Annotated in this window: 13 protein-coding genes and 1 pseudogene; 6 read left to right on the forward strand and 8 right to left on the reverse strand. The window is 44.9% G+C overall.

What is annotated here, in order from left to right; all coding sequences use genetic code 11:
- Window positions 1-9 precede the first annotated feature (9 nt).
- A complete protein-coding gene (locus ACYVGZ_RS10525) occupies window positions 10-1,899 on the reverse strand; it encodes an ATP-binding protein (RefSeq protein WP_460755041.1) in 1,890 nt (629 codons plus the stop codon).
- A 256-nt stretch (window positions 1,900-2,155) separates the two neighbouring features.
- The gene (locus ACYVGZ_RS10530; protein WP_460755044.1) at window positions 2,156-3,793 is read right to left on the reverse strand and encodes an NAD+ synthase; all 1,638 of its coding nucleotides are present in this window, start codon (window positions 3,791-3,793) and stop codon (window positions 2,156-2,158) included.
- 74 nt (window positions 3,794-3,867) lie between these two features.
- On the opposite strand from ACYVGZ_RS10530, the gene ACYVGZ_RS10535 reads away from it, so the two are divergent.
- Window positions 3,868-4,113: a PP0621 family protein gene (locus ACYVGZ_RS10535; protein WP_460755047.1), complete on the forward strand. Its 246-nt coding sequence runs from the start codon at window positions 3,868-3,870 to the stop codon at window positions 4,111-4,113.
- Window positions 4,114-4,117: 4 nt separating this feature from the next.
- Here the strand turns inward: ACYVGZ_RS10535 and ACYVGZ_RS10540 are convergent, their stop codons facing one another.
- From ACYVGZ_RS10540 to ACYVGZ_RS10560, 5 genes are all read right to left on the reverse strand, one after another.
- The gene (locus ACYVGZ_RS10540; RefSeq protein ID WP_460755050.1) at window positions 4,118-4,552 is read right to left on the reverse strand and encodes a hypothetical protein; all 435 of its coding nucleotides are present in this window, start codon (window positions 4,550-4,552) and stop codon (window positions 4,118-4,120) included.
- Window positions 4,542-5,465 (reverse strand): type II secretion system protein, encoded by a 924-nt coding sequence (locus ACYVGZ_RS10545; RefSeq protein WP_460755053.1) that lies wholly within the window; start codon window positions 5,463-5,465, stop codon window positions 4,542-4,544. Before ACYVGZ_RS10545 ends, ACYVGZ_RS10540 begins: the two co-directional genes overlap by 11 nt.
- Entirely contained in the window at window positions 5,462-5,818 is a 357-nt protein-coding gene (locus tag ACYVGZ_RS10550) for a hypothetical protein (RefSeq protein ID WP_460755056.1), read from the reverse strand. Before ACYVGZ_RS10550 ends, ACYVGZ_RS10545 begins: the two co-directional genes overlap by 4 nt.
- A complete protein-coding gene (locus ACYVGZ_RS10555) occupies window positions 5,815-6,345 on the reverse strand; it encodes a GspH/FimT family pseudopilin (protein WP_460755058.1) in 531 nt (176 codons plus the stop codon). Before ACYVGZ_RS10555 ends, ACYVGZ_RS10550 begins: the two co-directional genes overlap by 4 nt.
- A gap of 89 nt (window positions 6,346-6,434) precedes the next feature.
- On the reverse strand, window positions 6,435-7,298 hold the full coding sequence (locus ACYVGZ_RS10560) for an alpha/beta fold hydrolase (RefSeq protein WP_460755061.1): 864 nt from the start codon (window positions 7,296-7,298) through the stop codon (window positions 6,435-6,437).
- An 87-nt stretch (window positions 7,299-7,385) separates the two neighbouring features.
- On the opposite strand from ACYVGZ_RS10560, the gene pabB reads away from it, so the two are divergent.
- The 3 genes from pabB to ACYVGZ_RS10575 all read left to right on the forward strand — a co-directional run bounded on the left by pabB (window position 7,386) and on the right by ACYVGZ_RS10575 (window position 10,364).
- Window positions 7,386-8,798, forward strand: coding sequence for an aminodeoxychorismate synthase component I (gene pabB, locus ACYVGZ_RS10565; protein WP_460755064.1), 1,413 nt, complete (start codon window positions 7,386-7,388; stop codon window positions 8,796-8,798).
- An 8-nt stretch (window positions 8,799-8,806) separates the two neighbouring features.
- Window positions 8,807-9,460, forward strand: coding sequence for an NUDIX hydrolase (locus tag ACYVGZ_RS10570; protein WP_460755066.1), 654 nt, complete (start codon window positions 8,807-8,809; stop codon window positions 9,458-9,460).
- A 166-nt stretch (window positions 9,461-9,626) separates the two neighbouring features.
- Window positions 9,627-10,364 carry a phosphoadenylyl-sulfate reductase gene (locus ACYVGZ_RS10575; protein ID WP_460755069.1) on the forward strand — a complete coding sequence of 246 codons (738 nt, stop codon included), beginning with the start codon at window positions 9,627-9,629 and terminating at the stop codon, window positions 10,362-10,364.
- A 43-nt stretch (window positions 10,365-10,407) separates the two neighbouring features.
- Here the strand turns inward: ACYVGZ_RS10575 and ACYVGZ_RS10580 are convergent, their stop codons facing one another.
- Window positions 10,408-10,686, reverse strand: a complete 279-nt coding sequence (locus ACYVGZ_RS10580; RefSeq protein ID WP_460755071.1) for a LysR family transcriptional regulator — start codon at window positions 10,684-10,686, stop codon at window positions 10,408-10,410.
- A gap of 114 nt (window positions 10,687-10,800) precedes the next feature.
- Here ACYVGZ_RS10580 and ACYVGZ_RS10585 point away from each other — a divergent pair, with 114 nt between their 5' ends.
- Window positions 10,801-12,150 carry an anti-phage deoxyguanosine triphosphatase gene (locus tag ACYVGZ_RS10585; RefSeq protein ID WP_460755073.1) on the forward strand — a complete coding sequence of 450 codons (1,350 nt, stop codon included), beginning with the start codon at window positions 10,801-10,803 and terminating at the stop codon, window positions 12,148-12,150.
- 1 nt (window position 12,151) lies between these two features.
- A pseudogene (locus tag ACYVGZ_RS10590) lies at window positions 12,152-12,472 on the forward strand (IS110 family transposase); the annotation flags it as partial.
- Window positions 12,473-12,540: the final 68 nt, after the last annotated feature.

A 12,540-nucleotide genomic window follows, 5' to 3' on the forward strand; every position in this document is an offset into this window, starting at 1 on the left:
CTCAAGCTTTTAATTATTGTATTTTTTTAACTCTAGGGAAAAACAACTACCTTCACCTTCTTTAGAGGTAACTAACATTCGGCCACCAAAATCTTGGATGATGTTGTAGCTAATGGACAGGCCTAAACCTAAGCCTTCACCAACCTCTTTTTGGGTATAAAAGGGGTCGAAAATCTCGTTCAAATGCTCTTTTTGGATTCCACAACCTGTGTCTATGACATGGATGAGCACTTTAGTCTCTAAAACTTCTTCTTTAATTGTGATTGTTTTACTCGTGCTGTCTGTTAGAGAATCCACAGCGTTGCTGAGTAGATTAACCAAAACCTGCTCTAATCGTATTGGCTCTGCAAGCACCCATAAATCATCGTGCTGCTGATACTTCAATTCACAGTTATTCTCATTGATTGGCGGGCGCATTAACTCGATCGCTTCTTCAATTACCTTGTTTAAATCAACCGCATAACATTCTGTTCCTGCTTCACGAGCAAAGGCTTTTAAATGACGAGTAATCCCAGCGGTTTTACTCAGTAGATGATTGATCTTATCTAAGCTTGCTGTCACTTTATCGAATTGATGCCTTTCTAAATAGCGTTTAGCGGTATGGATATGACTTGATATGGCAGTAAGAGGCTGATTAATTTCATGGGTAATACCCACACTTAACTGCCCTAAAGCGGCGAGCTTACCGGCCTGAACCAGTTCTGATTGAGTGGTCTTTAGTTGTTTTTCTGCCGCAATACGTTCTTCAACCTCTGCCGCCAATTGTTGGTTGGTACGCTCTACTTTAATAGCGGTATCTTGGAAGAACTTTAAGTCTCTGGCCATTGAAGATATTTCATCCAGACCAATAATTTGTACCTCTGTTTCCAGTTGCGAGCTGGCAATTGCCCGCATATTTTTCTGTAGAGCTAAGATGCGTTGTAAGACATTTTTGCGAACGTAAAACCATGAAATAGCGCAAGCGGCGGTTAAACTTATTAAGGAAAGCAGTAACACATTACGTACACTAATATTCATTAATTGTAGGGCGCTATCAAGGGAGCTACGGATACTTGCATTGGTTTGATTCGTGTATTGGTTAACTTGCGCTGCTAATTGCTGTATATGATTTTGGCTATTACTGAGAAAATAGCTTTGCTGGTAGCGTAGTTCCAGCTCTTCATTTTTTAATTTAAACAGCTCACCTTGGCGTGAACCAAGAGCGACAAACTGAGTGATTTTTGTCTCTAATGAGATAGGAATGCTTGTTTGTTCTTGTAGAGCTTGTTGTATTTCACCACCCAACTTTTCTAATCGCAAGAATGTGTAATCAAGCTCATTAAAGGTGGCGTCATTACTGACTTTTTCAATTAATCCAGAGAGGTAATACAAGCGTTCAGTGATAGATGACAACTGCTCTGCATTTGTAAGAGACATGATCTGCGCCCTTAGAACTTCAAAAGATGGGTAGATATGTAAACTTTGCTGATACATCTGCGCTCGTACCTGCTCACCTTGTTCAACGCTTCGATTCAGCAGAGTAAGGCTGTTGTGAATTTGCGTAATTAATTCAACAAAATAGCGATTATAGTCAGGTAAATTACGCATCAGAGTGTCCATTTCTAGGATGGCAACTTGCAGTTCTTGCATGGCATTTTTACGAATGGCATTGGCTTCTGCTGTTACCAATAATGGAGCTGTCGCTACAATTAAGCGGCTTTTGTCATTAAGGCGTGCGGCCGCATCGAGGCCAGGAATATCTTGTTGTTTAAGAGAGGTAAGTCGATTACTTAAATCTAAATAGGTGTGGGTAACCAGCACACTGGCCAGTAATGTGATTGAAGATATCAACACAAAAGCGAGGAATAAGCGCCCACCAATACCAATTTGCTTGATCCATAAAGGGATAAAAGCCTTCATATGAGTTGTACCTGATTGTTATTATTGTTTATGGGCTAATGAAAAATTAATGCCAACTTTAGGCCTTGAATTTCCTCAGCCGAAAATCGAATTTTGGACAAAAATGTCCCATCCTTCTGTTATAACAGCTGACCTACAAAAAGGTAAGTGGAGGCAAGCGCCAAAGGTAAAAATTACTTTTGGCGCTTAGTTCTAATAAATACTTAGAACTAGGAGGGTAGCTAGACTTTAGCAAAAACTCGGCATTCTGAGGCTATTATTCGCCGATATGCCAACCATTGGTAATAGGATAACGGCGGTCTCGGCCAAAACCACGCGCCGTAATACGCACACCGGTTGGCGCTTGGCGGCGTTTGTATTCGTTCACATCAACCAGTCTTAATACTCGATAAACTGTCTCTCGGTCGAACTTTTGAGTTGCTAAAATGGCTTCCGCACTCATGTCTTGTTCAATGTACTTATGCAGTATGTCGTCCAATACATCGTAGCTTGGTAAAGAATCTTCATCGACTTGATCGGGTGCTAATTCGGCAGATGGTGGTCGTACAATCACTCGTTCTGGGATCACATAGCCCAAGGTATTACGATAACGGCAGAGTTTGAAAACCAAGGTTTTAAACACGTCTTTTAGGACAGAATAGCCCCCTACCATATCCCCATAAAGTGTGGCATAACCCACCGCCATTTCACTCTTATTGCCTGTGGTTAACACCATGTAGCCTTTCTTGTTTGAAATCGCCATTAATGTCACACCACGAGTTCGAGCTTGCAAGTTCTCTTCCGTCGTATCTTTGCCGTAACCTTCAAACTCTGGGGCCAATACGTTACTAAAAGCACTCACCATAGACTCAATGGGCAATACGCTGTAGTTAACCCCTAATAAATTCGCCTCTTCTTCTGCATCTTCTAAACTCATGGTCGATGTATAGGTATAAGGCATCATCACGGCTTGAACCCGCTCAGCACCAATAGCGTCTACCGCAACGGCCAAAGACAAAGCCGAATCAATACCACCACTTAAACCAAGCACAATGCCTTTAAAGCGGTTTTTCTCTATGTAGTCTCTAAGCCCTAGAACCATGGCTTGATAAACACTGGCTTCGACTCCCAAGCTAGGCGCAATGCTTGCCGCGACAGGTTCAACTTTGGCAGTTTGAGACTCGTCTACAATCATATCAACACAATACAAGCCAGCTTCAAACCATGGGGCTTGTTGCACTTTTTGCCCCTTGCTGTTCACCACAAAAGAGCCACCTTCATACACGAGCTCATCTTGCGCGCCCATATAGTTCACATACACAATGGGCAGGGAAACTTCTGTTGCTCTTTGGTGTAATAAGGCTTCGCGTTCGCCCATTTTCTCAATGTGAAATGGCGAGGCATTCAAGTTCAGAATTAGCTCAGCGCCCGCTGCTTTAGCTTGTGCGCTGGGCTGCGGGTGCCAAATGTCTTCACAGATACTCAGCCCCACTTGCACACCTTTAATGTTCACAACACAAGCTTGCTCACCTGCACTGAAATAACGCTTATCATCAAACACTAAAAAATTAGGCAATTTTTGCTTCGAATATTCACCTAAAAGCTTGCCTTGATAAAACACACCCGCACAATTAAACAACTCACCATCGATACGGCGTGGATACCCCACGACCACATAAATGTCTTGAATGTCTTTTTGGATGGTTTCTAGGGCCGTTTCAATTCGCTGATCCAAACTCGGACGCAACAATAGATCTTCTGGCGGATATCCTGTTAAGGTCAATTCAGGAAACAAGATGACATCTGCGCCCTCTTCGTCTCGTGCTTTGTGAGCGGCCGCTATAACCGCTTGTGTGTTCTTAGAAATGTCGCCCACCAGCATATCTAGCTGAGCCATTGCTATTCTGAGTGTCATAGGATTGCTATCTCATAAACTTTGTTAGACTATACCCTTTATTGTCGTGGAATTACCCAACCTAGGTAAAGAGTATGATCGTCCGTTTGATCGTTTTTATTGCAATTTTCTTCATTGGCTGGTGGTTATATCGCCAATTTACGCTTTTCAAACAAGCGAAGATCGACAAACAAGCCAAACAAACTCAAAATACACAAGAAAACATGGTGCGTTGTTATGTTTGCCAGGCCTATACACCAAGCTCACATGCCATAAAAGACGACGAAGGGCGCACTTTTTGCAGCCAAGCCCATCTCGACCAACACCAATCTAATTCATAAACTCTTAACGGGGCAACCAGCCATGACTCTGTAAATGACTGTTCTGCCACCACCAGCAATAATATTGGCTTTGATTTTTGCTCACGCACAGTCGGTAGAAAACCGTCGAGCTCATCTCTTCCTGATACGAGTGCCACTGATAAAAATAGGTCTGGGTATTTGTTTGCCACTGTCGTTGGCTTGATAGACCTTTGGCTAAAGTGCAAAACCCTTCACATTGGCTTGGGGAGGCCTGAGCAAAGTTTGGTGTGTTAACAAACTCCTGCCAAAAGGCTTGTGCAAAGCGCCCTGTTTGTTGGCTTTGCTGAAACAACAAGCGCCACTCATAAGATGCCAGAAACTGACGTTGAAAATAAGCACTGGCACTCGCCATAGCTAACAACAGCAAAACAATGGGCAATGAAACCCAACCGGCTTGGCGACCTAATTTAGCCAGCATATTGACCGCCACTTAGATCAATCAAATGTTGCCCCAATTGAGTACATGGCGGTTGAAACTGCCATTGCTCGCCACGCAACGTTTGATAAGAATATGTCGTCGCCTTATTTGTTTGCGTATCGTCGTCCGAGCAAGAAGGCAAGCGATATACATATTCTACCCATAACGCCTTCACCTGAGTTAAAGGGTATTGGCCATAAGCGGTTGCAATGCCATCAACCTTGCCGTTAGCACTGGTATCTAAGAAAGGGTAAATGGCCAGCTTTTCCAAGCCATTCCAAATTTCCAACGCATTGCCCTTTATTTGTGGTCTGCGCCACAAAGCGGGTGTGCCTTCTTTACCTTTACCCACGTACCAATAATAGGCCAAATCTCTCTCAAAAATCCCTGCTTGATTTAGGGCATCAGATTGCACTACCTGTAAGGTTACCTTTTGACTGGTCGCAGTGTTTAATGTTGCAGAATAGCTCCCTATGCAACTTCTAAAAACGATGGTTTGACGGCTTTTCCAACCACATTTGTTCGTTAAGCTCACCTCATGTGTTAGCAAGCTATTAAGGGATAACCGGCAAAAGCCAAAATCACTGGCTGCAAGCCAATCAGAGCCTGACACCAAATTTCGCCCTTTTAGACGATCAGGCACATCCCTATTATTGGCAATGTGTATTCCCAAATGGCTTGGATAAGAACAGGCGGCTGGCTTCAAACGCCCCCATTGTGCGCTGAACTGATCATTCAAAGCCGCTTTTAGTTGTTCAGTCTGTAGGTAATATTTTGCCTTAGTTTGCTGCTGCAAAAGGCTCTGGGTGAGCTGAATAAGTGTGGGTAAAATAATGCTAATTAAGGCACAAACCACCAGCATTTCAATGAGTAACATGCCTGACTGTCGGTAAGCTAATTTGCGCGGGCTCATTGGCTAGGCCCTTTATCGCTCTGTAACTGGGAGGTGCGAAGGGTTTTGCTACGCTGATACCAAAGGGTAAAATCTTGGCCTTGGCAGAAATGACATTTAGGATACTCACTAACAGGGCTTTGAGCGCCTCTCAGTAGTGCTGAACCACCTAGCAGCCTTGCTAGAGTGGCGTCTACCTTCGCTTGTTCTTGCTGATTGCGGCTGTCTTTATCTCTTTTTAAGCTCTGCCACTGTTGACTGTGCATGCTAGCCATTTGTGTTAGCACCAAGGCTAATAAGGCTAGGCAAAACAACATTTCTAACAACAAAAAACCTGCAATGTTAGAGCGAGTGCTTGGTCTGAACCGGCTCATGCACAACCAACCTTAGCTTTAATAATATCACTAAGGTAAAAACGGCCACTTTGGTTTAAGACGATTTCCCCCTGCCATTCGCCCACACACAGAATAAAGCGGCCATTTTGATAGGCCGATAAACCATTTGCTAAAAATTCAATATAACGCCGCTGACTAGGAAAACCTTGCCAGCGCAGGCGCAATGTCGGGGAGAAATACCCTACTTGTAAAGACGAGCCTTCAGATTGGGAATCATCGGCCAAAGTGTCGGCAGCCACTGTATGCTGAATACGATAGCCAGAAGACCAATCACCCGTGCACAATACACCACCACATAGGTAGGTCGTTTGCCCAGAGCGAATGGCATATTGGCGGGCGGCCATCAAAGCAACAGACAGCGCTTGTAAATCCTCTAACAAAGATTGCTTATCTTGCTCAGATTGGCGAAAGCCGAATACAACATGGCTTGTTCCATAAGCCAATGCACTGAGCATGGCAATCACCACCATGCATTCTAACAAGGTAAAACCATTTTGCTTTGCCATAAAAACCTCCCTGTTTTTAAGCACAAAGTCTGGTAAACAATCCCGTCTAATTTGTTAGTAGATCGTACCTTTCTTAAGCATAGAAGCTATCAGGCAGAAAACCAGCCGTTAATGTGTTTGGCGATTTGCCTTGGCTTTTGGAAAGGTAACGAGTGATCGCAAGCACTTAAACTCACATGCTGCCAAGCAGTATTGGCTTTACTGAGCACTTCGTAATGATCTTTTAATCCGGTATGGCTTAGAGCCCCCGATAACAGCAGCACCTTGGGCGCTTGTGCAACCAAGTAAGCTCTTTGATCTCCTTCATTTAGCATCTGCTCAACAAAATCCGTTACGGCATCTAAAGCATAAGCAAAGCCAAACGCACGATGTGCCAAGCGGGACTGGGTGGTACTTTCTGCTACAGGGTGCTTACGCCGGTTTGGTGATACCCCATCCATAAACTGGGCAACCCCTAACTCTACATCGCCTGTTTCACGTATGAGCCGTGAAGCTTCTCGGTACTTTAAACGCACCGACATCAGCTCTGTTATGTCTTCGCGCTCCAAAGAGGCAGGCTCCATCAACGCCATGTTTATGGCTCCAAGCCCCTGGGCAACTCGTTTGGCATTAAGATCTAAGGCCACTAGCCCGCCGAGCGAATAGGCAATCATATCGAAATCTTGCCATTCTAAATGGGCTAACAGTTCGGCCACTTCATCGCTCAGCTCGGAAATGGATACAGGGGCTTCTTGAGCATCGGGGAAAAAAGATTCCCCCATGCCTTTTAAGTCCGGTACTAATAGCCAACGCCATGTTTCTAAATAAGGCAACATAGGGGAATAGGTAATTTCCCCAGCGACGCCAGCACCATGTAATAAGAGTGCACAACGGTCTGTGGTGGCCTTGGGGTTTTCATAGAGGCGGTAAGCCATGCGAACTTGCGGTAAAGAAAGAAAAAAAACGTCAGACACTTGTAAATACCCTGTGACAATCCCCATTAAGGGAATACAATCAATGATTTATACTACTCGTATTATGTTACTAGGTATTTACTAACAATGTCAGAAATCAAACTGATAAATTTGCCTTATCAGACTTCTTTAGTGCCTTTTTTCCAATCCATGCGAGATTTAGCGTACCCCGCTTTATTCGATAGCAACCATGAGCACTTTGCTGACACACGCTATGACATATTGGTGGCTTCCCCTATCGCCCGTATTCGTGCTCATTACAAAATGGCAAAAGCCGTGAGCCAGATAGAATGGCGTGATCAACCTTTATATTCCCTTAACACCGACCAAAGCCCTTTCGCCTTATTAGATGACTTAATGAAACTGGTGTGCCGCGAAGAGTGGGCCCAAAACGCCCCTAAAAGCTTGCCTTTTTGTGGCGGATTAATGGGATACTATGGTTACGAAAGCGGCCATTTTTTAGAAAAATTGCCCGATACCGTAGAACACGACATTCGCTTAGACACTCTAAACCTAGGACTATACGGCTGGGCCGTGATCAGTGACCATCAAGAAGCCACTACGCAACTCATGGTTACCCCTTGGTGCCCAGAACACGAAGAGCAAGATATTTTACAGCGCCTACAAACACCCAGCACAGAGCCTGCGCCCTCTTTTCAATTACGAACGGCCTTTCAATCCAACATGACCGCCGATCAGTACCTAGAAAAGTTCAATAAGGTACAAGACTACATTCGCGCGGGCGACTGCTACCAAGTGAATCTTGCTCAACGTTTTAGCAGCCAATATGTTGGCGACCCTTTAGAAGCTTACCTCAGTCTACGAACGGTTTGCCCTACACCTTTTGCAGCCTACATGGAGCTAGAAAAAGGCCAGAGCATACTAAGCCACTCCCCTGAGCGTTTTTTATTGTGCGATAAAGGCACAGTGCAATCCAAGCCAATTAAAGGAACCATTGCCAGAGGCGAGACCCCAGAGCAAGACCAAGCCAATGCCGACTGGCTTTGCAACTCAAGTAAAGACAAAGCAGAAAACCTGATGATAGTGGACCTATTGCGCAATGACCTGGGCCGCACCTGTTTAACCGGCAGTATTAAGGTACCCAAATTATTCGACCTTGAAAGTTACGCCAATGTTCACCATTTGGTATCTACTGTTGAAGGCAAGCTTGAGCGCCCAGAACAAGGCATTCACTGCTTCCACCAAAGCTTTCCCGGTGGCTCTATAACGGGGGCTCCGAAAATACGAGCCATGGAAATTATTGACGAATTAGAGCCACACCAAAGGTCTGCTTATTGTGGCTCTATCGCCTACTTTAGTGCCAATGGCCAAATGGACTCTAGCATTACCATTCGTACCCTAGTGGCAGACCAAGGTCAGTTACATTGCTGGGCTGGTGGCGGCTTAGTTGCCGACTCTTCAGGAGAAAGTGAATACCAAGAAACCTTTACCAAAGTGGGCAAATTAACCCATACTTTAGAACAACGTTTTCTGCAATAGGTGTTTGTATGTCAGAAATAGAGCATTTTTTAAAGGCTTCGCCCATTCAACCAAACTTGGATGATATTCGCTCGGCTCTGGATAATGCTCCGCAACAAATACCGATTCATAACCCTGACCAAGCAATGTTCCCTAAGGGCTACGATCATGATTTTACCTCTGCGGCGGTATTGATCCCTATTTGGCAGGACCCAAAAGACGACCAGCTCTACGTATTACTCACTCAACGAGCGCTGCACATGCGCAACCACCCAGGGCAAATCGCCTTTCCCGGTGGCAAATACGACGACACAGACACCAGCATTCAATACACCGCCCTAAGAGAAACCTTAGAAGAAGTTGGCCTGGCACCCGATTGCTTTGATCTGTTAGGAGAGTTAGGAGAATACTGCACAACCTCTGGCTACTGTATCAAACCCATAGTGGCAGAAATGACCCGCCGTAGTGAATTAAGCCTCTGCGAAGAAGAAGTAAAATGCGTGCACTGGGTACCACTTGACCACTTGTTAGACCCTAGTAACTACCAATTTAAAACCAAACAGGTTGACACTCGCTCCAGAGGTTTCTTTGAAGTGCATTATCAAGGCATTCGTATTTGGGGGGTAACAGCGGGTATTTTATACGGCCTGTATGAGCAAATCGCCAACCATAAAAAAACGTAAATAACAATCACTTTCAAATAGCTAAGCTTTCCAAGACAATCGCCACTTACTTGAGCGTTTTCGCTACCACTTTTCAATTATAAGGTTAGCGTAGTTTCGTATTTTCCTTCCCTGTCACAACTTGATAAGGTACAGCTAAAGCAACTTCAACAGGATACATTTTATTATGTCCTCATTTGATTTAGATGCCTTTATTGCTGGCCAAAGTGCCGATGAAGCGCAAAAGATCATTCATAACGCCTTAAAGCACTTCGACAATATTGCCATTTCCTTCAGTGGCGCAGAAGACGTAGTGCTGATTGACATGGCAATCAAAGCCAAAAAAGACATTCAGGTATTTTCTCTTGATACCGGTAGGCTGCACCCTGAAACCTACCAGTTTATCGACAAGGTTCGTAAACACTATGGCATTCAGATCGATATTTTATCGCCTGACAAAGAAGCCCTAGAAGCCTTCACCAAAGAAAAAGGCCTATTTAGCTTTTTTGAAGATGGCCACAAAGAATGCTGTGGCATACGCAAAGTTCAGCCATTAAAACGCAAGCTTGCCACCCTAGACGCTTGGATAACAGGCCAGCGCAAAGACCAAAGCCCAGGCACTCGTAATGTACTGGCTTTCGCGGAACAAGACAGTGCATTTAGCTCTGATGAGAACCCCTTGTATAAGTTTAACCCTTTAGCGGACTGGTCATCAGAAGACGTTTGGAATTACATTAAAATGTTTGATGTGCCCTACAACGCATTGCATGCTAAAGGTTTTACCAGCATAGGCTGTGAACCTTGCACTCGCGCCGTGCTACCAAACCAGCATGAACGTGAAGGCCGTTGGTGGTGGGAAGAGTCTGAGCATAAAGAATGTGGTTTACACGTTGGCAATTTAATTCCAACCGTACAACAAAGCTAAACCATCGCCGTATTAAGCCTGCCTCTTCCCCTTTGAGGTAGGCTTAAGCGGACTCTTTACTCTCCATTGTTTGCCAGCGCCCGATAAATTCCGAATGACAACTCTCTAGCGTTAACACATGTTCCAGTAACAACTGACCATGTTGTGTTAACGACACCTTACGACCATGGCGCATAAACAGAGTTTGCCCTAATGCGTCTTCCAACTTTTTAATATGCTGGCTTACGGCGGGTTGAGTAATGCTTAATTGCTTAGCCGTTTCGGTAAAACTGGCTGTTTCCACTAATTTTTTAAAGGTATTTAAATATTGAACGTTTAGCATAAATCCATCACTTACTCATCGACACTTCAGTATAGACAAACTTTATGAGGAAACATTGACCTAGGTCTATTTTTCGTGAAAACTAGAAATTCATTTCTAGCAGAGCAGATGCGAATGAGCAGTACAAACGAAGCGATGCAACCTTGGTATGACAGGCAATCCGCGCAAGACGCCCCTCGGGACAACGATTACCGCACCCCTTTTCAAAGAGACAGAGCCCGCATTATTCATAGTGCAGCTTTTCGGCGTTTGCAGTCTAAAACCCAAATTTTAGCCATTCGACAAAATGACTACAGCCGAACACGCCTTACTCACTCTCTAGAAGTGGCCCAAATTGGCAGTGGTATTGTGCACCAGCTCAAGCACAGCCACCCACAAGAAGCCGAGTTTCAAGCTTGGTTAGCCAGCGACACCCTCATTGAAACCATTTGCTTAAGCCACGACATTGGCCACCCTCCGTTTGGTCATGGGGGAGAAATTGCCCTAAACTACATGATGCACAAACATGGCGGTTTTGAGGGCAATGCCCAGTCATTACGTATTCTAGGTAAGCGCGGTTCCTATTCCCCAACATTTGGTATGGATGTCACCCGCCGGACGCTATTGGGCATTCTGAAATACCCTGTACAACACGATGACGTGGTCGGCCAGTACCCTGCCCCTCATGACAATTTTCGCCAGTTTAAAGCTTTCCAATGGGAACCACCCAAATGCGTCTATCAAGAAGAAAGCGAACTTTTAGACTGGATTACCGACCCTCTTAGCGAGTCAGATAAAACACTACTTAAGGCAACCAAGCAACGGCCAGAAGGAAAACACGCCAAAGCCGTACATTGTGGTTTTGATACCAGCATTATGGATTTAGCAGACGACATTGCCTACGGCGTGCATGATTTAGAAGATGCCATTGTACTTGGCATGGTCACTCAAGACATGTGGCAAGAGCACCTAGCCCCAAAGCTTGCCCAAGTTGACTGCGATTATCTTTCACAAAATCTAACCAGCCTTGGCACTCAGCTGTTCAGTAAACAGAGCCACCTTCGCAAAGAAGCCATAGGCAGCCTAGTAAGCTGGTTTATTACCGCTTGCAGCGTAACCGAAAAAACACAGTTTGAGCACCCTCTGCTACGCTTTCAAGTGTGCTTACCAGAGCCGCAAAAACAAGCCTTAGAGTGTTTAAAGCAGTTTGAAATGGAACACATAATCAAGCGCCCAGAAGTACAAATGCTGGTGTACAAAGGCCAGCAAATGCTACTAGAAATGTTTGAGGCTTACGCCAGCGACCCTAGCCGTTTATTACCCAGTGAGATTGCGAAAGAATGGCACCAGGCTTCTCAACACAGCGAACAAGCAGGCCTGCGAATTATTTGTGATTACATGGCATCCATGACCGACGACTACGCCAGCCGCATGTACAACCAACTCTTCGTACCCAGCTCTGGCTCTGTGTTTGAGCCTATGTAGTGGTGCATTTACAAAATGCGGAAACAGCCGAGCAAGACGTTTACTCATTGAAGGGGCACATACCTATCGCTACCTAGCCAATACTTCAACCGATTTACAGACCCGGCAAAAGGGGTTACCCAAAAAAATTGTTGATATTGCATGGCAGGCTCAGTTACGCCTATGTAAGCGATATCAGAGGTTAATTAAAAAAGGAAAGCATTATAATTTAGTCGTGACCGCAATTGCTCGCGAAATGATTGCGTATATCTGGGCTATCTCAAGAGAGGTGATCATACCTAGAGTGAATCCGGCCTTACGCTTAGCGAGAGTGCCAGCGTGACAATCCAGTTTGAGTGGGAACGTTGGAACAAGCAACGGGGGTGGTACAAGCTCCGACGGCGTTAGGAT

The organism is Marinomonas epiphytica (genome assembly GCF_054780655.1).

Bases quoted from the DNA above. Each gene is read 5' to 3' on its own strand.
- ACYVGZ_RS10525 (WP_460755041.1), bottom strand. From the start codon at position 1,899: ATGAAGGCTTTTATCCCTTTATGGATCAAGCAAATTGGTATTGGTGGG.
- ACYVGZ_RS10530 (WP_460755044.1), bottom strand. From the start codon at position 3,793: ATGACACTCAGAATAGCAATGGCTCAGCTAGATATGCTGGTGGGCGAC.
- ACYVGZ_RS10535 (WP_460755047.1), top strand. From the start codon at position 3,868: ATGATCGTCCGTTTGATCGTTTTTATTGCAATTTTCTTCATTGGCTGG.
- ACYVGZ_RS10540 (WP_460755050.1), bottom strand. From the start codon at position 4,552: ATGCTGGCTAAATTAGGTCGCCAAGCCGGTTGGGTTTCATTGCCCATT.
- ACYVGZ_RS10545 (WP_460755053.1), bottom strand. From the start codon at position 5,465: ATGAGCCCGCGCAAATTAGCTTACCGACAGTCAGGCATGTTACTCATT.
- ACYVGZ_RS10550 (WP_460755056.1), bottom strand. From the start codon at position 5,818: ATGAGCCGGTTCAGACCAAGCACTCGCTCTAACATTGCAGGTTTTTTG.
- ACYVGZ_RS10555 (WP_460755058.1), bottom strand. From the start codon at position 6,345: ATGGCAAAGCAAAATGGTTTTACCTTGTTAGAATGCATGGTGGTGATT.
- pabB (WP_460755064.1), top strand. From the start codon at position 7,386: ATGTCAGAAATCAAACTGATAAATTTGCCTTATCAGACTTCTTTAGTG.
- ACYVGZ_RS10570 (WP_460755066.1), top strand. From the start codon at position 8,807: ATGTCAGAAATAGAGCATTTTTTAAAGGCTTCGCCCATTCAACCAAAC.
- ACYVGZ_RS10575 (WP_460755069.1), top strand. From the start codon at position 9,627: ATGTCCTCATTTGATTTAGATGCCTTTATTGCTGGCCAAAGTGCCGAT.
- ACYVGZ_RS10580 (WP_460755071.1), bottom strand. From the start codon at position 10,686: ATGCTAAACGTTCAATATTTAAATACCTTTAAAAAATTAGTGGAAACA.
- ACYVGZ_RS10585 (WP_460755073.1), top strand. From the start codon at position 10,801: ATGAGCAGTACAAACGAAGCGATGCAACCTTGGTATGACAGGCAATCC.